This window comes from Paenibacillus sp. Negev47, assembly GCF_058313655.1.
In genome coordinates, this window is record NZ_JBZFQG010000001.1 from 35,538 (window position 1) to 56,548 (window position 21,011).

Sequence of the window (21,011 nt, forward strand, 5' to 3'; positions counted from 1 at the left end):
TTTTTTATCCAAACTTAGCAGCTGGCAGCCCATCAATAGTTTGAGCACTGAACTGAATTTGTTGAGCAGCAATAATCATTCTGTTATTACTTGATCCACCTACAGTAATAGAGTTTACGCTATTAAGATAAATGCCTTTTGCAGATGTTCTATCATTGTACTGTCCAATATAAAGTCTGTTCCCCACTGTTGCATCAGTGCTCACGTTGATCGTTGAACTTGTTATAGAACCACCTGTAATTCTGTCTGCACTGATTGTACCAGCTACAATAGAATTCGCATTGATCTTTCCTGTCCAGATACCGTTAGCATCAATATAAGTACTTGAAATACCTCCGATCTGAGTTGCGTCAGTTGGAATAAATGGTTGGTTCGCAATGTTAGCCCAACTGATATATGCATTTGGCCCCATAATTACGTTTTTCCCTACCTCTAATGTCTCAATCCCTGATGTGCTTATCTTATTGTCCACTGTTAAAACATTTACCCCATTCACCTTTAACGCTTTAGCATTAATCTCTCCATCTACCTTCATATTGCCTGTAGATGCATCATAGAACAACATCTTAGTCCATGTTCCGTTTACATTCTTCTCAAATGAGAAACCTTCAGTTGCATTCAAGATTGTTCTGATCAGGTTGTTAGACTTCGTGATCACTAAGCCATTCACAGAATCAATAACTACTCCATTATAAGATTTAGTCAGATTAACTAAACTATCTTTAAAAGTTGGGTCTAATTGATTAGGTGGCAATCCTCCTGTGATCGTCAGTTTTGCTCCAGCAATAGTAACTCCGTTGCCATCTACAGTAAAAGTCTTCGTCCCACTGCTGTCACTTGCATCAATCATCAAGTTTACCCCAGCGATAAGCTTACCAAAAATACGTTCTCCGATTATTCCATCTTTTGTCATCGCATGTTTCCATGAGTTTCCGTTATCGTTAGTAATTGCTATCAAACCGTTTTGAGCAACTAAGTAACTCATTGGGTCAGTCTTATCTCTAATGATGATCCCTCTTGGACTGATCTCAATGCTGTTGTTTTGACCAGCTTCGATATTCCGCTTGTTAGCATCCCAAATGTCATTAATGAGCTTGTCTACCTGTGAAGCAGTACTTCCGATCCCATCCCACTTGAACTTATTCGTATTGAGAGTTGTGGATGCAGCAGTTGAAGAGTAAAGCATTTTAATAAACTTCTCTTCATCCGATAAAATGTCTTTGGTATTTGCAATCGTTACACTAATAGAACCATCTTCGTGATTGATTGAATATTCGATTAACTTTGCAGTCATGTTAATATCCAACTTATCATATCGAATCGTAATGATATCTCCAAGATTCAACTTATCCCAATCTCTCTGAGACTCAACAATTTCAAGAAAGTTAACCATATCAATATTGATAACAACTTGTGGCATCTTAACTTTCTCGAATTCTTTCTTACTCTCTTCGTACAAGTCTGTGTCAATGTCAATATTCTCATTTACCCATTCTTGTTCAAGTACATAATCAGTTAATTCCTCTCTCAAGGCATCGTTAAAGAAGTTGTTATACGCTATATCTGATCGAAGCGTAGCAATTGACTTATTGACATCTTCTACAACAGAGTAGGCAACTGTAATTTGATCTTTCTTCCTACTGATCTCTTCTTCTTTCTGATCCTTCTTGGCAATGATCTCAGAAGCATCAGTTTTAAAATAATTAGCTGTGTCTAATTCATTCTTCAGTATTGCAAGCTCACCAATTAATTTATTGCGCTCTTCTTCTTTCATGAATAAATCATGTTCAGCATTCTTCTTCTGAGTTAACAATGTGTCAAATTGGCCTTGCTTCATTTCTATAAATTCACCGAAATCTAGAATTGCACTACACAGTTCATCACTCATGTAATCACTATGCTGGGTCACATGATATACACCTAACGTGTCTTTATATCTTTGGAAAGGATACATAAAGTATGAGTAGTCTTCTAAATAGTTTTGACCAGTTATATTCAGTCTTTGAATGGATAGACCATCTTTTCCAAACACCTTTAATCTCGTTATGATTTCATCACCCTTACTCTCTTTTGAGAGTGATTTGAGATAATGTCCATAATTTATAATCAAACCTCTATCTATACCAAATAGTTCAGGATCATAGAAACTCACTGTTCTGGTGTCAGTGTTCCATATAGCTAATGCATTAAACGTCTCTGCCACTTGAAATATGGCATCCAGTACAGTTACAGATGAGAAATCAAACGCTCTAAACCGAACTTCAAATGAAGCATCCACATATCCAAGCTTCCATCGTGTATTTGTCAGTATTCCTTCAACCGCAACTGGTTGACTAGTCTCGACATCCAGTGTAGTTCCACCTTTTAGAACCGTAGATAAGTTCAATGATTCGTATTGAAATGTCTTAATCATTTTATTTGTCATCTCATATGGCAACAACATTGCAGTTACTGCTCTTGAATCTCCATCGTCATCCATGGAGTCCTGTATATTGTTAATGATGTACCAGTCACTTTTATCACCCATTTGTGCTTTAATTAGATATCTATCCTTTAATCTATCAACATTTGGATTTCTTCTCAGTTGATTTGAAATCTCTACTTCGAATGGTACTGTAAAAGACAATTCATTAACATTACCCAACTTGACTGTATTAACAAGTGATCCTGCTTCCTTAAGCTTCGCAATTATTGTTTTATTAGGCTTTGCTAAGAATAACTCTAATTTCTGTGGTTTTAAACTTAAATCTAATTCTCCTAGTGACATATTGTTCCTCCTTTTATTTCTCTACTGTAGCGTTTTGAATTGATATCTGAAGTTGATCTTACAAGCTCCTCTTACTTCCAACAGATTCATGCCTAGTTGTAATTCAAGATAATGATTATTGAAGTTTCCATATCTATATGTAGAAGGTAGACTTGTTTCGATATACTCTCTATCGTTATCAACATAAATTGTCTCGCCACCTAACAGTCCAGTAAACTTGAATTCTTTACCTCCATTTGTTCTGTTAAGTATTGATACATTCCCATTACCATATTTTTGAATCCAAATCTCTGGCTTAAGAATTTCATCTCCCCTGTTAGGAAATTCAATCGTGCCCACTGAATCAACTGGTAAGTTTTCAAAATCATAAATTCTTGAAGTCATAACAGGACTGTATGTGAATGGACTATTGCATCTCATTGTTAACGTTATATATCCCTGCTTGAGTCCATTGTGAATTAACTTTGGACTATCTACTGATAAACAATAGAATATCCTATCTGGATTCTCTTTGAACCATAGTGGTTTGTAATATGATTGTGTCAACCATCTAGCAACCTCTCTGATTTTCACATTATCCCACACATCATCAAATGCAAAAGACAATTCAAGTTCTAGGGGTTCATACTCTATACCTTGAAAATATGGCTTATCATTACCTCTTATTTTTGTTTCTATAATACTTCTTTCAGCAGTAAACATTTCCTCATACATATCACTCTTCAATGAGATATTGTAAAGTCCAAAGTCACTACTGTATCTCCCATCATATGAGAATTCAATGGATTCCATTATTGCCATGTATTCACCTTCCTTTAGACAAAATTAAATAGGGGCATAGCCCCTATTCATTAGACTCAGCGTAGTTTCACGCCAAGCTTCTTCATTTCTTTCATGATTTTTGTGGTTACAATATCCGCTCCTTTTTCATCTCCTGTTACACTTCCGATATTGATATTAACTACCATTCCTTCAGAAGATTGGCTACCAGCTACACTAACATTAGGCATTAGGTTAGATACGAATTTACTCATGTTTGGCAAGAAGTTTTTAGCAATGTTCTCAGAAGGAACCGCTAATTCATCTTGAAGAGCCATAATAACTTGTTCATTAGGTGCTGCATTGAACAACTTATTGATGAGCTTGGTCTGTTTGTTTCCAGAACCACCAATGATGCCGCCTTTATGATAGAGTCTTACACCATTCTTGTACCACGCACCCTCAGACGCTTTGTACGTGGCTCCAATGCTCTTACCTAAAGATTGGTTCTCAGCTTCAAGTTTCTTCTTAGTGGCTGCGTCTGCACTTGCCCACTTCTCACTGTTGGCCTTCATCTGAGCTGCAACAGTACTGTCATTTGAAGCTTTTCCAGTACTAGAGTTAACGGTGTATAATACATTACCGTTTGCATCTACCCATTGTCCTTTTTTGTTTTTTGTGTAACCATTAATGGCTGCTAATTGGTCATTTTCATTCTCTAGCTGACCCTTCTCATATTCACCAGCACCGAACCAAGCTTCTGAATTCGCCATCATCATAGACACTGTGGTTGCAGTATCTGACAAGTCAAGCAAAGCATCTTTGGCAAGTTTTATCTTATCAGTGAAGTTGTTTGCTATTGCGTCACCCATCTGTGGAGCTAAGATATCTATCTGAGTTTTTAACTCTTTCAAGATGTTTATAGTCGCTTGAGTGTTCCCTGAGACGATTTGTTTCCGAATTTCAGCATAACGTCTTTCGTCATTAATTAGTTCATCATAATACTTAGTGACTACTTCTTTTTCAGCATCCAAAGCATCTTTAGCATCTTCATATTTCTTTTTAATTTTTTCTCCGTTGATCTCAATCTCAAATTCTGCATCCTCTTTGAGTTGGTCAGTTCGTTTCTTAGATGCATCTAACTCATCTTGAAGGGCTTGTTTTTCAAGTTCCACATTTCTGTCATAACGAGCGTTCTCAATTTCTTGATCAATTTCCGATAAGCGTTTATTCAGCTCTTTTAGTTGAGATTTAGCTTCACTTGAATTATCCATGGAGATTAGACCAATTTTATTTAACACTTCTTGGCGCTCTTGCTGACGTTTCTCCATGTCTTGATCGTAGGTACGTTCATCGGACATATCTTCCAGTGATCTGATCTTAGCTTGGATCAGATTTTCGTATCCATCCTGCTCATCCTCAATACGTTTCATTTCATCTTTATGAGCTTTCTCTAAAGCTTTACTCTGAGTTTCAATAGCTTCAAGAGCCATCTCTTTTTGTTTGGCATACATATCTTTCATCAACTGAATGATTTCATCAGCTTGTTGTTTTTTATTATCTAGAATAGTATTTTCGATGTCCTTAATTTCACCTTGATAAACCCACCATTGCGTACTCAACCCCGTCAGCATTGTTTCGAGTTCTTTTCTCTTAACTGGGGTCAGATCAGTTCCTTTAAGTTCATTTCTAATTGCATCTGCTTGAGCTTTGGTTGCTGATTGCATTTGTTTGGTCAGTGAGATTTGAGTTGATAATTCTTTTCTCCAAGCCTTAGTTCCTTCTTTAAATGAGACAAGTCGAGCGCTTGAAAAATCAAGCTTACCTTTTAAGGTTTCAACCTTTTCGCCTAGCTCATCCAATTTACTCATAACAGACTGGAATGTAATGTCACTAATCTGAGTATCTAACTCCCACCAAGCATCACTTAAACTATTAAGTTTTGCAGTTAAATCGTCCGAATTTATGCCAGATTTTCTTATAATCTCTGCTTCATCATGTAGAAGTTTCTGCTTATCTTTCATAGCTTTCTTTTGAACTTCTAATTGTTTTCTATAAGCGGAAGAATTTTCAGGACTTCTAGATGCAATCGCTTCAGATTTTTTTATTGTACTATCCAGAGCTGCGATTTTGTTCTCAACTTCAGCAGTTTCACTATCTAATATCTTCCGATAAGCATCAATTACGGATTGATCAATACTTGCTACTTCTGATTCTTGTTTTTGTTGGAAGTCGTATATCTCTTTTTCACTTGGATTATAAGTACTTGCATCACCCGTACTTGATTGACCAACACCATCAATGCGTCGAGCGCTACGATATTTAGGTTCCCAATAACTGCTATCTAAGCTTTGTTCCTTGAGTCCGTGATCTCCCATCTGAATAAACTTACCGTTACCAGTGTAGATACCAACGTGAGACGCTTGTTCCCCTTTCTTTGTTTCAAAGAATACCAAGTCGCCTTTTTGCAAATCCTTTTTGTCTACCGCTGTTCCTTGTTTTGATTGTTCAGCAGCGGTTCGTGGAAGGTTAATATTGAGAAATTCATCGAACATTTCTTGAACAAATTGAGAGCAATCAGAAGTCGCGCCTTTAACAAATTCATCATAAGTTCCTTTAAATTTACCTGAAACTTGTTTGTATTTAAACCCCTCACTCTGCAAACCAAGTGCGTTTGAGAGCATGGTGTCCAATTTCGAACCAGACACGTTAGAAGATGTAGGAGAGGAACTTGTGCCAGAAATCGAATTATAGTTAGCTAAAACTTTTGGTGCATATTCTCTTGTTTCTTTAGTCGGAATATTTCCCATCTGACCATTTTTAATCCATTTACTCACATTTCCAGAACCCGCATTGTACGCTGCTAGAGCATATTCAACATTTCCATTATATTTTTTGAGTAAATCTGCAATATGCTTTGTACCACCAGCAATGTTTTGTTCAGGATCATATGCATTTTTTACACCCAACCCTTTTGCGGTCTTCGGCATAAGTTGCATTAGTCCCATAGCTCCAGCGCTAGATTTAGCGTTGGGGTCAAATGTACTCTCTGTTTGAATAATGGCAGCTACGAGTCTTGGATCAACACCGTTTTTAGATGCGTACTTATTGATTATATCGTCATATTCGCCATTGTAAGCAGATGTTGAAGGAGCATAGCTGGTAGGAGTCCCATCCGATGAGGTTGTTGTATTGTTTAACATCAACGATGGATCATCAATTCCTTTAAGAATCATCTCTCGTTTCTCTTTTAAAAGTTTGATCTCATCTTTTACTGCATCTCTATACTGTTGAGAAGATTTTGCATAGTTCCCTTGTTGAGTTCTATTCTTGTCTAAAGCAGCGTTCACTTTATCAATTGCTTTTTGAAGCTCAGTAACATACTCAGTAGTCTTACCAGAAGCAGAGCCAACACTTCCTAAAGCTGAAGCATAAAGTTCTGCTTCTTTCTCTAGATTCTCCATAGCTTCCGCTTGTTCACGAATAGCTTCTTTTTGTTTATTAAGCTCTCCAGCCAACAAAGAGTTACCCATTGCATATGCATCAGCAATTCTCTTGTCTATTGGGTCGATAGCATCCTGTAAAGTTTGCTCTGCTTTCAACAAGATTCCATAACCTTTTAGTTTATCTTTAACAGCTTGAGCTTGAGCTTCAATATCTTTCTTACGAGCTTCAGTCACTTCTTGGAAGTGTTGCAATTCCTCTTTTCTTCGTTCCTGAACAGCTTTCGTGTTCAACTTGATGATACCGTTTTCCACTTTGAACAAGTTGATCAAAGATTTATCTTCTTTGATTAGATTAGCAACTTCATCAGCACTTAACGCTTTACCTTGTGCGTTCTCAGTCAGTAACTTATTGAAAACAGCCATCTTTTCTGAGCTTGTCTGGAATTCAGTATCTAATGATGCATGAGCTGCGGCATATACATCAGCAGCACTCTTTGCAGCTTCAAGAGATTCTTTACCCTTAAGTATGCCTTTTACAAGTTCATCAACATGATCTACTCCTGCATTTTTCAAAGCATCCTTCATGCCAGCAATAGCTTCATTTTGTTGTTTAGCTGCATTCGTTACTGTTTTGTCTGTATAAGACGTTTTGAATTTCTCGTAATTCAGTATCAATGCCTTGACTGAATCTATCGACTTCTCAGGATTAGTGACATCCATGGCATTTGCAATATCCTTAATTTGAGCTGTAACAGGCTCAGAGAATTCTACATCAGATACACGCATCTGTGCATCAGCTAACGATGCAAATTCTGCCCTCATTGCTTGAGCGGAATTAGCTGCTACCATCTCCAGCTCCATTAGCTTTGTTTTTTCCCTTTCTAGTTTAGCGATAAAGCTTTCGCTGTTTTTTCCGTTATCTCTTTGTGCAAGCATGCTGTCTACTTTTTTCTGTTGTTGGTTTACACTAATCTGGTCACCAGCATATTGAATCATTGGGCCACGAATGTTGTTTTTAGCGTTTGCTACAATTTCCTTATCTCTTTGATTTGCTAAGGATTCAGCAATTTTCAGTTCCTTTTCCATAGCATCAGCATTAAACAAGTGTGCTCTACCTTTATCATCCATAGACTTAACAAGGTTAGGTAACATAGCAGCGATATCAGAAGTTAATTGGAAATATTTCTCTTCCTCTTCTACATCTTTAAACACTGTTCCGTTTGAAGTTATAGCGTTCAATTTTTTATATTCTTCAATCATCTCGTCAATTGCTGTACGATTTTCTGAATAATTCTTCTTAATCTTGTCCATTCGTTCTTGTTGGGCTTTTAGAGCTTCGTTATGCTCAGTGACTTTATTTGTAACTGCTCCAATCGCTAATCCAATTGCACCAATTACAAGCATTGGCATCAATGCAGCCATTGCCATTCTTCCAGCAACCGCTAATCTTTTCAATTGAACACCTAATAACGCTGTTGAAGTTGATGTGGCTAAAGCTCTCATTCCAAACTGACTAACTGACAGTGCAGCTAATTGCATAGATAATCTGAAATTAACAATAGCTCCAACCATTTTTTTACCCATTAACATGTAAAAAGCTTGGAATCCTCCGCTTGCAATAAGCAGCGCTGTTGTAACAAGACCAAACACTAAAGGTAAAAGACCAATTGTTGATACGAGAGTATCAAACGCATGTCCCAGTTTCCCTAAAATATCAATCGCTGCTTGAATAGTAGGAGAGTCAAATGAACTTTGGAATACACCATTCCACGCTTCTTTCATACGTGTTAAATGCGCTTCAGTTCCTTGTTGATACAAGTTGAATTTCTCTTGTGCAATTCCTGCTTTTGTCATGGATTTTTCATACAGCTCTACAGACTCAGGATAACCTTCCATGATGTTCAAGAACCTTGATTGTTGATAGCTACCAGCAACAGTTGTTGCGATATAGGCTTTCTCTTTGACGGTTAGACCTTCCCACTTAGCTCCCAACTCATCCATTACGTCCCCAAAGTTTCTGAAGTTTCCTGAAGCATCAGTAGCCTGAATACCAACTGCTGCCATAGCTTTTGTAACTTGGTTAAGTTGCGTACCATCTACTTCATCAAATCCACGTTCTTTTAAAGACTGTACACGTGCTATGATGGACTTAACGCTGTTACCGATAGTCTCAGCTGATTCACGTGTTCTTGACGATACAACCGCAACCCATGATGCCGCTTTTTCGAATTCTAAACCAATTGATCCAGCAGAACCACCAAGTTTTTGCATCGCTCTACCAATCTCATCAGCACCTGTCGCTGTAGCATCACCCATGTATGAAAATACATCTGCTGCGTGTTCAGCATCAACACCCATGGAGTTGACTGTAGCTGTAAGGATTTTAGCTGAAGTGTTAAAGTCAATGTTGGAAATTTTCGCATACATAGTTGCTATACGCATCTTCTCCATCATTTCTGTTGCACCCAAACCTTGACGGGCAAACTCTACTGCACCTTGAGCTAGTTCTAGTGCAGAAATACTCATCTCTTGAGCCATGGTTTTAAATTCAGCACCGTACTTAGCTACTTCGCCTTGACTCTGCATAAATACAATAGACAGCTCTGTAAGCGCTTTATTCATTTCGTTCACATAAGCTACGCCATCTGTAAAGAAGTGAAGGGTTTGATAGAATGCTGTCATACCAGCCATCCAGATAGGAATGGACTGCATAGCGCTCTTAAACTTGTTCATGAAGTCTAAGTTTTTGTTTGCTGTTTGTTGAATGCCATCACCGAATTGATAAATAGACTTACTCGCTTGGTCAACTGAACCTCTATATTTATCAAATGTATTCTTACCAGTAGCAACCTTAACTTCAAAATCAGCCACTTGTTGTTGTGTCTTGGAGTTAACAATACTTTTCTTGATTACAACATCCTCAGCTTTAACTTCTTTTTTACCAACATTCATTGAATTGTATTGATCTGCTACTGACTGTTTGATTGACTGATAGTTCTTGTAATCAACATTCTTCAGATCAGTATTATTAAGTCTTTCACCTAATCCTTGTTGACGTTTAATTTCATTAGTAACGTTTTTATATTTGTTAGTCAACCTATCAATATAATTCATTTTATTTTGTATGTCTTTAAGTTCTTGATTGTTGATCAAGCGGTTTTGATTAGCAGCGCCATCAATAACATTCATGATGTTCTTATATCGTTTCTCAATATCTTTAGCTTGGTTCTGATTCAAGAATGTTTTTCCGTCACCAGCTACATTTCGACCAGCGACTGCTTTTTTATAAAGCTTATCTGACTCATCTTGTATCTTCTTAATATTATCTGTGTAAGTTTTATCTGTAGTCTTGAATACGTTCTGTTTTATGTATTCGAACTGCTTCTTACCTGTAGATGGATCGTTACCTGTCATTACTTTATTAACGAATTGCTGCCACTTCATTCTCTCGTTAATCATCTTGCCTGTTGCATCTACATATTTAATCGTTGCAGACTTTACATTCCCTGCTGCATCTGTTTTTACTTGATATGATGCTTTTTGACCAAACTTAGAAATGATGTCGTCAATCTCTTTAACTCTAGTTTTAAGGCTACTCATACCATCTCCGCTGAGTTTAGCTTGTTGGCTAGTTACAGTTTTAATTTTCATTTGAGCCTGAGTCATACTATTCGTCAATCCATTGATCGAAACCTGAGCATTCTTCAACTGTGTAGTATCTATATCAAGTCTTAACTTGCTAATCTTACTTTGAATTTTATCTATTGCTTTATTTATATCTGCAACGGATTTCGGAATATCTAAGTCCGCTGTAAGCATAATTCGTAAATCTTTGTCCATTTATTTAGCCCCTCTCATAATATAAAAAAAGAAGGGCTAGAATTAGCCCTTACTCATTTTCGACAATATCGCAAAACCTATCATATCTAAAAGCATCTTCACCACTGAAAGCGCTTTCAGTATTTAATACGATATCTTTTATAGTTTCTAGCATATCCTGTCGTTCTTCTGTTTCATCGATCACGAATAATTCATTCATCAGAATATTTTCTTCACGATTAAATCCTTGCATATCTGGAACCTTGTACATTTGTTGCCCAGTTTCTTCATCTATGATAATGACCAATTCACCATTCGCATCTTTCTCAGCATACTCTTTGATTAATTCTACTTTATCATTCTCGATCTCTTGTAGCTTTATTGCTGCCATCTTAACAAACTTTGTTCTCATACGATTTTTCTTACCTGACAACATTTCTTTCATCAAGAAATCTAAAAAAAACTGGACTTCATAGTTAAACATTTTCAAATGAAGTCTCTCCTTTTTTACTGTTTGGATTTACTAATTTACTCTTATATTATATCATTTTATTTAACACCTGTCAAATTTCAAACTGAGACTTCTCATCTGCTATTTTCTCGTAATTGATCTGTAAATAATGATCTTGAGTAACTGCTGTACTCTTATGGTTGAGTAATTTAGACACTGTTTCAAGCTTCATTCCACTTTGGAACAAGAGATTACTACCACTGTGTCTCAAGTCATGGGCATGCAGATCAGGAATATCAATTATCTTACCAATCTTTTTGATCCAACTTGTTTGCATAGTTACCTTCTCGACTTTCTTCCAGTTCCCATTAAACTTAGCTAGGAACAGGTAATCATTCTCTATGCCCTCTTTCTTGCGTAATCTTAACCATTTCTCCATAAGATTCAATGCTTTCGCTGAAGGAAACAAAGTAACATTGTAACCTTCCTTCTCGATTACGTCATTGATCCTACCAGTCTTGAAATCGATCTGATCCAGACGTATAGAACTTACTGCATTTACCCTAGCCATTGTACTTAATGATAATTCGAAGTACAACTCTAACTGTACATCTCCAAGCTTCAGCAATCCTTTACGTATGATTTCAACTTCTTCCTTAGTCAAGAATGTCTGTTTAATCTGAAGCTTCTCACCTTTACCAACCTTTGGTCTGTCGATCAAATCCAGCGGGTTCGACTCTATTCTTCTTTTTTTCTTTAGGAATAAGTAGAATGAAGAAATGCTGCTTAATCTACGTTGTATTCTCCGTTCATTATTCCCTAAAGCCGAAGTACAAAAAGCTACATAATCTTCTATCATATCAGCGATATCTTCTACATCTGATTTTGCTATATCCATATTCTCATAATTCTCCATTATGTATACTAACCACTGATTGAAATCGCTTTCATAAGCTTTTTTACTTGAATCTGATAATGTCATATTCTTTGATACAAAATACTTTCTGATATGATCTGTATTCTTAACACTTATCTTTGCAATCTTTTCATTTGTTGCATATCTCTTATACGTTCTTGCCATTATTCATCACCTATTTCACGTTAAGTCCTTTTCTCATTAAGCTTTCTTTCAATATCTTTTTGAAGTTCAATTCCATGTATGCTTTCGCATTCGTAATAAAAGGTCTTGGTTTAGTCCATGCACCTTGTCCGAATATAAGGCCACTTGTACCATCATTAATGGTTCGCACAATATATTCATTGTACTCTTCAGGCTTATACTTCAGAGACGTACTATAATGTTGACCCATATAGTTATTATGCTTATATGGCTTAACTGGTTCGATAACTTCTGTATTATTGAAAATATCCGTATATGTCTCGCTGCCTATTTGATACGAATCGAATGTAACACTATTCTTAAGATCGCCTGTTCTTTGATATGTAGAAGGTCTGTGTTTACTATAGACTTGCTCTTGAACTTCCTTTTTTAATTGAGATTTACCGATTCTACCCACACCTTGCATGGAAGAGAGAATGTGCTTTTTCAGCTCTCTCTCCAGTGCAGACATGTTGGACATTCTTTTCATTGAATATCACTCCAAACTTATTCTTGTTCCTCATCTTCTTCAACTTCGATAGTTCCTGCATCCTCAAACTCTTGCAACTTTTGTTGAAGCTCTACAACGCTATTAACAGCTTCCATGAACTGTTCATCCATTTTCGATACTGTTTCATTAATGTCTTCGAATACAATCTCTAACTCATCTTTGGGCAGTGAATTGAATAATTCTTCAATCAAACGAAGATTCATCAACTTTATAATTACAGCAATTTGAGCATTTAGTTCAGAAGGGGCATCATCTCCAATTGAAGTGAAATGCTTCAGAATTAAGAACAAAGAGAATGGTTCAAACATTGAATTGATTTTGATATCATTCTTTTTCGCATATTCGACTTGAGCCATCATTTCAGAAACAAGCGCCAATGACTTCTCTTTTGCGAAATATCTGTCTACAGTATAGTGGAACTCTGCACCTGTAACCTGACTTGTAACTTTAACCTTCAACTTCTCCTCGAACACTTTGCTCTCTTTCTCTATGTTTGCTACTGATAACTTTTTAACCATTAATCATTCTCCTTTTATTCATTTTATTTTCTCTTTAAATACTTAAGTAAACTTGCTTACGATTCTTAAATGAAAGTCTTATTTCATTGGTTCATCACGAATGATATTCAAGAATCAAGTTTAACTGATCAACAAATTCTCTATAATCTTGAAGTTTAACTTTCTGTTTTTCTCGACCACTGTGTATATTGTTTAGATATGTTATCTTAAGTTCTTCACTAATATTGGCAATCTCTGACTCATAATGTTCAATTAACGCATATATTGGTTCTAATGGTTCTAACATATTTTCAGCCCCTCTTGTTTGTAGAATATATTGATGTATGACGTTTAATCCCAAAAGGAAATAACATCTATTACTACATCAAAAATCAATTCAAATATCCTCCACTTCACAAGGTAAATAATCAAGATTATTGCAAGAATTATCCCTAATGTGATCCATAGCCATGTCATGTGAGCAGCTATACCCCTTTCATTTCATTTAAGCTGCGTAAACAAAAAATGAGGATAGAGTTTCCCCTATCCTATTTCATTTTATTTTACACTTAGTATTTGATTAATTGAATCATTTCATCGTCAATGTCACGTTTGTAAACGTTCAAGTTCATGTCGAAGACAGTTGGCTCACCATCTGCTTGGAACGTGAGGTTGAAGTTTGGCTGGATTTTAGCCTTGTGAATAACGATTTGGAATGCTTCATCCAAACCAGTTGTAGCATTACGAATTACAGTATCACCAACAACTTTAATGTACGCTGGGAACTTAGATGCAGAGATACGGATCGTTTGAGCGTCTTGTCCTGTTTTGTAGCTGTAGTAAACAGCAACTTGAGTACCTACTGGTACATCCAGTTCATCAAACGTAATATCTTCATCAACCAGTAAAGACTCAACTGGAGTAGCATCGTCAGACACCAAGAATGCGGTTACAGTTCCTACCATTGGAATCATAGTTGTAGTTACTTTAGTCTCACCAGCACCTGTACCAACTACTGCTGTCAACACTTCACGTTTTGCAACGTTAGCAATACCTGTTACTACTTCATTACCTGTCATCAGTGAGATAGACTTCATTGACATCAGGGCATCTTGCATCTGTACTGTAGCATCACGGTTGTAGTCCCATGTAAGCAATTTAGGGTTACCTTTACCACCACGTGCATCCGTACTTTCTGCTGTATTTTCAATCGTACTCATTTTCAGAGTATCCAAGTACAATACAGGCTTGTTTGTAGATAAATCGTAAAACGTAATGTCAGCAACCTCTTTAACACCATACTTTGTAGCCATTATTAATTTCCTCCTAATAATATCATTTTATTTATCACCTGTAAAGGCGTATAAATTAATCTAAACTTGCAGACCAGTGTTTCAGGTTATCAATCTTTGCACCTTGCATCATTGCTTGAATGTTAATCTCATATCCCGAAATAGCTTCCAGTCTCTTATACTCATCGTACAACTGGTAAACTGTCATATCCCAAACAGTATGCTTGTTGTATGTATTACTCTTTGTGCTTACTGCACTGACGATATCAGCAAAATCGATCTGATTTCCGTCCTTTGAATCTTCTGCCTTTTTCTTAGATAGAACTTCATTCGCTTTCTTCAGCTTGTTTAGAATCGCTTTAGCTTTTTCATCAGCTGGGTTAGGCTTGGCATAACTCTCATTCCCATTGACTAATCCATTCTGATATTTCAGTATTTGGATCAAATCATTGAAATTCGCTTTACTCACAACCTTACACTCATCAGGCTCTTTGGTCTTTCCACCAAAGACAAATCCAAAACTACCTACTAGCAAATCATCTCTATTTTCGTTCAAGAAAAGGCATAACGCTTCCGCAAAAATATCTATTAAGGTATCACTACCTGAAGTAGCTACTAACTCTATAAGACTCTTATCTCCAACATCTTCACCCTTAAGAATCTCTTCTTTGGATATGGTAAGAATGCTTAACATCTTGGTGTATCTTGAGTATCCTATTTTTAGTATTTCTCTAAGCGTTAGCGGCTTTATAGCGATATCACCTGTGTAAAGAACATCTCCAAAAAGTAAATTCAATCTTAAATCTATGGTGTTTTCAATAGCGTTTATATCCATTTACTCACCCACCAAATATTGTTGCATCTGCAATTTCAATTCGTATCGCATCGTACTTCGCATTAATATTGAGATGCATCATTGTTGCAAACTTAACAGTTCCTAATGTTCCAATGCTCTTGCCGACAATCAACCGCTGAAGTAAACTAGCAATCATCAGTGGTCTTATAGCAGATTTTCCATCGTTTACAAGCCATAATGACTTTGCACAGACAACATCAAGGTACATGACTGCTTGTGCAACAGCTCCTGAAGCATCGAATGCTGCATGGGGATAATAAACTCTTAGTTCCACGCTCTCATCCGTTGTAGCAATAGGATCAAAAGGATAAGGATGAATCTTGCTCAAGATAAGGTTTTTGGCTGGTAATGCGATATCTTTTTTGGACAATGGACTCTTGTCATTGTAAGTTAGATACTTTGCTAATTTCTGATCTTTGATCAGCTCATTAATTAATAGAGTGATATTGTCCGACATTATTTCGATATTTACCATAAATCATTACCTCCTTCTTGAGTTCCATTTTCGCTTTCAATTAACTGTGAGTTATCTGCAACTCTGGCGATCCAATCATCGCTCTCTCTCTTTGTGGTTAACTTGCATGTGATCTGGAGATATCCATTTCCATCTGAATCAACATTTGTAACATCATCAACACCAGCAACCTCATATACATAGTTCCCTATGATAAATCTCTGAGAAGGAACGATAGTTCTTACTTCATCAGTCACCTTTGCGAATACATAGATACCACCAACAACAAGACCTATGTCGAACTTATCTGGAGTGATATCGAATTTTGTATTTCTTGTTGCAGAAGCCATAACACTTGCTTCATGGATCAACCCATCTACATCTCGCCATCTTAAATGCTCATTACGATGTTGAATGATCAGCTTTGGAGATATGTTGTCTGTTAAAGCTTCAAACACCATCCAGTGCGTACCATCAATCTCAACATGACTACCAATCTTTGCTTTATTGTTTGGCCTTAACAAGATGACCTTATCCATCCATGTCTTGCCCTCTAAGACTCTTGCTTCAACTCTTTGCCCTTCAATCTCAATGATCTTATAGTTAGGACTGTTGGTGAATGTCTTATTAAACAACTCAAATGATTGGTTGTATATCGCTTCAGCGTCACTAGTTCCATTCATGCTTAATCTCTTACGAAATCCATCTGCAAAACTCATTCTTATTCACCACTTTCTTTAGTGGCACTCAATCTTGACAAAACTTCAATACACTTGAAAACCTCTCTTTTAATGATTGGATGATCATTTTCATCACTCATGAGAGTGTAATCAGATATTGATTCCAACGTAGCGACCAATATTAAATAATCTTCGTTATCTTGAATACTTGGTATAGTCCAATAGAGTCCTTCTAGTTCCAGAATTAATGATTGAACATAAGCGAACAACCCCTCATTCTTTTCCTCAAATAGAGGTAGAATCTTGTATAATCTATTTACTAATCCTTTGGTATAGTTGGCGAAGATTTTTGAATTCATAGTAATTTTCATCACTTCATATCCTTCTCTAAATCAACTTTGCGGTAAGAAAACTTCGTCATCTGTTTATCAACTTCTGAACGCATGTCCTTATACAAGGCGTTTAGTTCTTTTATGTGATTTGCTTGAGAGTAAATTTTGAAATCAGAATCAGACATTGCCAGTTTGTATGTATCACTTGTAATCAATTTAGATTTCAGGTAAGCCACAACCATCAGGCTGGATAGAATATCAATCTCTCTGTCATCCAAGTCATCTTCAAATTGTCTAAAGTTCATATCTCTATCGCTCAAGTCAGATTTAGATGTGTCAAAATTTGAAATTGCTGTACGTAAATATATGTACAAATCTGATTCCAACTCTTCATCGTTTAATCTTAAGAACGAGTAATCACTTATTTTGGATAAGAAGTACTCATACACATCTGTAAATGGAGTTGCCATAACTGACTACCTCCTTAGTTTTGAATCATCATTAACTCAATATTCAATGCTTCATCTAAAGTACGAATGATACGAACGTCATACAATGTGTCGTTAGCAACCATTTGTCTAGCCTTATCGATCACTAATTCCTTAGTACCTTTAGGTGCTTTAGCTAAAATCTCTTTAATTTCTTCAGGAGACTTATAGAAGAATTGTTCAATAGAATCAATAGGAATAATTCGATCATAAACCTGTTTCAACCCTAGATATTCAATTACATCTTCATCATCAATAACAATCCATGGTTCATTAATGAAACGTGGCTGAGAAGATTTCATTATCAACAGTTCTTGCAATTCGATAAACTCTACATCGCCCAAATTAGCCCAATTGTACTCTGATTGAGTTCGCTTAGACACATAAGTCAGTGGCCCATTGTTTGCATTACGGCACTCTACAATAAGATTACGATCCAATTCTTTCTTCACTTTCTTTGGAGCTTCTTTCTTTACTTCTACTACCTCTACTACCTCTACTTTTTCAGTAACTGCTTCTGCTGCTACTACTGGTTCTTTCTTCAAATCTTTTGTTGCCATTTATAAATTCCTCCTTGTATTCTTGATTAACAAAACTAGGAGAGAGACAGTTAAGTCTCTCATTAGTTTTATTTTATTTTGCATCTTAGGACAGTGAATAAACACCGTAAGCGTTGTTGAAGATGGTTGCAATACCCCAGTTTGTCAGGAATGTATGTTCCATGCTCATGTCCATATTACCTTCGTTAACTTCTTTGATGATTGACTGGCCTTCACGAATTACTTTGATAGGCTTAGTGTTAGCTGGCAGAATCAACAGCTTGTTGTCATCCAGTGCGAAGTTGAATGTATTCGGAACGAACACTTGTGGAATTTCCATTAAAGGTACACCTTCGTATACATTCAGGATTCCGTTTTGATTCAACTGATCTTTCATGCTTTCACTCACAAGGAATGAAGTACCAGCAAAAGCACCATTGATTTTCTTCAGTGCATTTTTAGTACCAGCGATTATAACTGGAGCATATCCGTTTGCAGTAGATACACGCTGAGTCAGCTCAGTCAAGTTAGCATCAGTGAATGTACCTGTTTTCTTGAATTCAGCAGGAAGATAAGTTGTAGCTCCCATGAAGTTGGTGTAGATGTCAGATGCTAATTTCTCACGAACAGCAGCGTCAATTTTGTTCACCAATCCAGCCCAATCTAAACGTCCAGCAATGAAGCGTAAGAAGTCGCCATACACTTTAACACCGAATGTACGAGTGCTTACAGTGAATGATTGACCAATGTTTAGCTTCTGTCTACGAAGGTTCAAGTGACCTTGAGCGACTTCGGAAACAACCAGCATTGTACGATCTTCCACGTAGAAGATGTTTGTGTCTCCAAGATTTAAATCACGATATTCAACGAATTGATCGAAGAATGAAGTTGAAGTAATCCCTTTTGTAATCAGATCATCCAGAACGATCTCCAGAATTTGGAACACCTGAGATTCATGATTACGGAATGTGCGATAATCAGGTTTATCAGTACCCATGAGTTCGATAAACTCTTTCCGAATCGCTTCGGATGCATTTGCTTGGCTGAAGTTTAATACTTCACCGTTGTACGTGTCTTTCATTAATTTAACTAAAGTCAAATCCATTTTTAATAACCTCCTATTTAATATTTCTTAGTTACTTACTACTTCGATAACTACCAACTTGTTAATACGAGCAATAACCCCTGCTTGTCCAACAACCGTTGATGTACCAATAGTGTCAATAGCGATAATGCGACCCACAAACTTCTCATCAGTAGTTGCAGCAACTTCTTTCAATTTCAGAGCAGCATCTGCAACAACATAGTTACCAATTACAGCATTAGCTCCTACTAATTTCAGTGCATCGTCAGATACTGAGAAGATATCTCCTGTTTCCAAGTGATATGCACGTGCTGGTTTACCAGCTGGAATTGAGAAGTTCTCTAACGCTCCATCAGTTCTTACATACTCAGATTCATTAATCTCTGGAGCAGCAACCAATTTCAAATTACCAGCACCAGCTGTAGGTACAGTTGCTACCCGTAGTTCAGCAGAACCTGTTACCAGAACATCAGAATTAACTACAAAACCATTTTCCAACTCACCAGCGTTATACACGACAGAATCAATGTGACCGTTATATACGGAACGAACTCTATCTAAACGAACAATACTTGCCATTATTAAAATCCTCCTAATAAATTCATTTTATTTTATTACTTTAGATGTTTCTCAAGAATGTGATTGTATCCAGTTAAATCCTCTTTTTTGTCTTGATCCAATTTAACTTTTACAACTTCAGTCTCTTTTGTTGATTTTGAGAACTTCGCTGTTTTCTTACCAACAATTGCGTAAAGTGCAGTTTCAATATCTGAAACTTCCATTGTTGATGCCTTACCTTTGACTGAACTCATTTCATCCTCAGTTAACTGAGTTGAAAACTGTTCAAACAATGCGTCTTCAGCTTGTTTCCGTTGAGCTGCTAATGTAGTATTTTTGAAAGTGCTTAGTGCATCAATCTCAGTTGCTGTTTGAGTTTTATAAGCTTCAAACTCTTGTTTCAGCTTGTCTAACTCGCCTTTCAGCTCTAAATTTTCAGCTTCGAAGTTATCACCTACTACTGGTACTACCACTGGCTCTACTACTTCAGGTTCAGTAACTACAGTAGGCTCTACTACTTCTGGTTCAGGAATTTCTTTTAACCCTTCTGCAATTTCTGCAATTACCGTTTCCAAATCTTCTTCTGTGCCATAATCTTCTACGTTGAAGTTTTCTGTTAACTTATCTTCAGTCAAAGAGTATTTAGCAAGAAGCTCTTGAAGTTTTACATGCATCAATTTATCCTCCTTATCTTTATCCTCATCTATATCATTTGAAATAGATTGTTGATATTTAGAAAATACAACCTTAAATTCTTCCATTTTGTTTTGAATTTCCTTATGGAACGTATCAACCGCAAATACTTTTTCAATCGTAGCGTTGTTCATTGCTGGACTTACGCCTGATCCTAAAATACATGCTCCAAAGAATTTAAAGCCTGTAAAGTGGAATATGCCTGAATCATCAAGGTGACCTTCATAATCATCATGCAATTCCATACTTTGGCTTTTAACTAGATCACTGTTTATAATCTCAGTTGGAGTCTCCCATTTCTGCCAAATCAAACCCTCACAAGTTAGATACTCTCTTTCTACACCATCATCGCCTACTCTATTTTCGAACTTGGCATTGTTATCTTGAGGGATAACGCCAAAGGCTTGCCCTATGTACTCTGACTTGTATTTTCCATCTTTCTTCACAACTACTTCTCTGTGATCCGAAAAGTCATCTCCATACATATTGCTTTCGATGTAACCTAAGATTGGTGTATTCGCTAAGGAAGGTATTGCTCTTTCAACACTTTCTCTGTCGAACGAACTACCATTGTAATTTCTTCCTGTATGCATTAGCCAAATTTTCACACGCATAAATCTATCGTCATACTCATTAAGCTTCTGGAATATTACAGGAATATTTAATTTTGCTTTATCCAATTTATC

At 36.6% G+C, this 21,011-nt stretch carries 18 protein-coding genes; all 18 read right to left on the reverse strand.

Translation table 11 applies throughout. The annotated features are described in order from the left end of the window. Positions 1-4 precede the first annotated feature (4 nt). Positions 5-2,767 (reverse strand): phage tail protein, encoded by a 2,763-nt coding sequence (locus tag AC4G47_RS30665; protein WP_491107020.1) that lies wholly within the window; start codon positions 2,765-2,767, stop codon positions 5-7. A gap of 21 nt (positions 2,768-2,788) precedes the next feature. Next, positions 2,789-3,568: a phage tail domain-containing protein gene (locus AC4G47_RS30670; RefSeq protein WP_491107021.1), complete on the reverse strand. Its 780-nt coding sequence runs from the start codon at positions 3,566-3,568 to the stop codon at positions 2,789-2,791. A gap of 56 nt (positions 3,569-3,624) precedes the next feature. Beyond that, positions 3,625-10,812: a phage tail tape measure protein gene (locus AC4G47_RS30675; RefSeq protein WP_491107022.1), complete on the reverse strand. Its 7,188-nt coding sequence runs from the start codon at positions 10,810-10,812 to the stop codon at positions 3,625-3,627. Positions 10,813-10,861: 49 nt separating this feature from the next. Beyond that, on the reverse strand, positions 10,862-11,281 hold the full coding sequence (locus AC4G47_RS30680) for a hypothetical protein (protein WP_491107023.1): 420 nt from the start codon (positions 11,279-11,281) through the stop codon (positions 10,862-10,864). A 73-nt stretch (positions 11,282-11,354) separates the two neighbouring features. Continuing rightward, positions 11,355-12,323, reverse strand: a complete 969-nt coding sequence (locus AC4G47_RS30685; RefSeq protein WP_491107024.1) for a tyrosine-type recombinase/integrase — start codon at positions 12,321-12,323, stop codon at positions 11,355-11,357. A 10-nt stretch (positions 12,324-12,333) separates the two neighbouring features. After that, positions 12,334-12,831: a YomN family phage-derived protein gene (locus tag AC4G47_RS30690; RefSeq protein ID WP_491107025.1), complete on the reverse strand. Its 498-nt coding sequence runs from the start codon at positions 12,829-12,831 to the stop codon at positions 12,334-12,336. Positions 12,832-12,848: 17 nt separating this feature from the next. Further along, positions 12,849-13,370 (reverse strand): hypothetical protein, encoded by a 522-nt coding sequence (locus AC4G47_RS30695; RefSeq protein WP_491107026.1) that lies wholly within the window; start codon positions 13,368-13,370, stop codon positions 12,849-12,851. Positions 13,371-13,464: 94 nt separating this feature from the next. Further along, positions 13,465-13,656, reverse strand: a complete 192-nt coding sequence (locus AC4G47_RS30700; protein WP_491107027.1) for a hypothetical protein — start codon at positions 13,654-13,656, stop codon at positions 13,465-13,467. 262 nt (positions 13,657-13,918) lie between these two features. After that, positions 13,919-14,662, reverse strand: coding sequence for a YomU family phage tail tube protein (locus AC4G47_RS30705; protein ID WP_491107029.1), 744 nt, complete (start codon positions 14,660-14,662; stop codon positions 13,919-13,921). Between the two features lie 55 nt (positions 14,663-14,717). Next, complete coding sequence (locus AC4G47_RS30710) at positions 14,718-15,476, reverse strand: hypothetical protein (RefSeq protein WP_491107030.1); 759 nt, start codon at positions 15,474-15,476, stop codon at positions 14,718-14,720. Between the two features lie 4 nt (positions 15,477-15,480). Continuing rightward, positions 15,481-15,972, reverse strand: coding sequence for a hypothetical protein (locus AC4G47_RS30715; protein WP_491107031.1), 492 nt, complete (start codon positions 15,970-15,972; stop codon positions 15,481-15,483). Continuing rightward, positions 15,966-16,670, reverse strand: a complete 705-nt coding sequence (locus AC4G47_RS30720; RefSeq protein ID WP_491107032.1) for a hypothetical protein — start codon at positions 16,668-16,670, stop codon at positions 15,966-15,968. Before AC4G47_RS30720 ends, AC4G47_RS30715 begins: the two co-directional genes overlap by 7 nt. A gap of 2 nt (positions 16,671-16,672) precedes the next feature. Beyond that, positions 16,673-17,002, reverse strand: coding sequence for a hypothetical protein (locus tag AC4G47_RS30725; RefSeq protein WP_491107033.1), 330 nt, complete (start codon positions 17,000-17,002; stop codon positions 16,673-16,675). Next, positions 17,002-17,433: a hypothetical protein gene (locus AC4G47_RS30730; protein ID WP_491107034.1), complete on the reverse strand. Its 432-nt coding sequence runs from the start codon at positions 17,431-17,433 to the stop codon at positions 17,002-17,004. Before AC4G47_RS30730 ends, AC4G47_RS30725 begins: the two co-directional genes overlap by 1 nt. Positions 17,434-17,447: 14 nt before the next feature. Next, positions 17,448-18,011 carry a hypothetical protein gene (locus AC4G47_RS30735; protein WP_491107035.1) on the reverse strand — a complete coding sequence of 188 codons (564 nt, stop codon included), beginning with the start codon at positions 18,009-18,011 and terminating at the stop codon, positions 17,448-17,450. 85 nt (positions 18,012-18,096) lie between these two features. Beyond that, on the reverse strand, positions 18,097-19,095 hold the full coding sequence (locus AC4G47_RS30740; RefSeq protein ID WP_491107036.1) for a YonB family capsid-like protein: 999 nt from the start codon (positions 19,093-19,095) through the stop codon (positions 18,097-18,099). Positions 19,096-19,122: 27 nt separating this feature from the next. Beyond that, positions 19,123-19,653, reverse strand: coding sequence for a hypothetical protein (locus tag AC4G47_RS30745; protein WP_491107037.1), 531 nt, complete (start codon positions 19,651-19,653; stop codon positions 19,123-19,125). A 35-nt stretch (positions 19,654-19,688) separates the two neighbouring features. Beyond that, positions 19,689-21,005: a hypothetical protein gene (locus tag AC4G47_RS30750; RefSeq protein WP_491107038.1), complete on the reverse strand. Its 1,317-nt coding sequence runs from the start codon at positions 21,003-21,005 to the stop codon at positions 19,689-19,691. Positions 21,006-21,011 lie beyond the last annotated feature (6 nt).

Coding starts and splice junctions, on each gene's coding strand:
- AC4G47_RS30715 (WP_491107031.1), bottom strand. CDS start 15,972: ATGGTAAATATCGAAATAATGTCGGACAATATCACTCTATTAATTAAT.
- AC4G47_RS30720 (WP_491107032.1), bottom strand. CDS start 16,670: ATGAGTTTTGCAGATGGATTTCGTAAGAGATTAAGCATGAATGGAACT.
- AC4G47_RS30665 (WP_491107020.1), bottom strand. CDS start 2,767: ATGTCACTAGGAGAATTAGATTTAAGTTTAAAACCACAGAAATTAGAG.
- AC4G47_RS30675 (WP_491107022.1), bottom strand. CDS start 10,812: ATGGACAAAGATTTACGAATTATGCTTACAGCGGACTTAGATATTCCG.
- AC4G47_RS30695 (WP_491107026.1), bottom strand. CDS start 13,370: ATGGTTAAAAAGTTATCAGTAGCAAACATAGAGAAAGAGAGCAAAGTG.
- AC4G47_RS30670 (WP_491107021.1), bottom strand. CDS start 3,568: ATGGCAATAATGGAATCCATTGAATTCTCATATGATGGGAGATACAGT.
- AC4G47_RS30740 (WP_491107036.1), bottom strand. CDS start 19,095: ATGGATTTGACTTTAGTTAAATTAATGAAAGACACGTACAACGGTGAA.
- AC4G47_RS30710 (WP_491107030.1), bottom strand. CDS start 15,476: ATGGATATAAACGCTATTGAAAACACCATAGATTTAAGATTGAATTTA.
- AC4G47_RS30745 (WP_491107037.1), bottom strand. CDS start 19,653: ATGGCAAGTATTGTTCGTTTAGATAGAGTTCGTTCCGTATATAACGGT.
- AC4G47_RS30725 (WP_491107033.1), bottom strand. CDS start 17,002: ATGAAAATTACTATGAATTCAAAAATCTTCGCCAACTATACCAAAGGA.
- AC4G47_RS30730 (WP_491107034.1), bottom strand. CDS start 17,433: ATGGCAACTCCATTTACAGATGTGTATGAGTACTTCTTATCCAAAATA.
- AC4G47_RS30700 (WP_491107027.1), bottom strand. CDS start 13,656: ATGTTAGAACCATTAGAACCAATATATGCGTTAATTGAACATTATGAG.
- AC4G47_RS30705 (WP_491107029.1), bottom strand. CDS start 14,662: ATGGCTACAAAGTATGGTGTTAAAGAGGTTGCTGACATTACGTTTTAC.
- AC4G47_RS30735 (WP_491107035.1), bottom strand. CDS start 18,011: ATGGCAACAAAAGATTTGAAGAAAGAACCAGTAGTAGCAGCAGAAGCA.
- AC4G47_RS30690 (WP_491107025.1), bottom strand. CDS start 12,831: ATGAAAAGAATGTCCAACATGTCTGCACTGGAGAGAGAGCTGAAAAAG.
- AC4G47_RS30685 (WP_491107024.1), bottom strand. CDS start 12,323: ATGGCAAGAACGTATAAGAGATATGCAACAAATGAAAAGATTGCAAAG.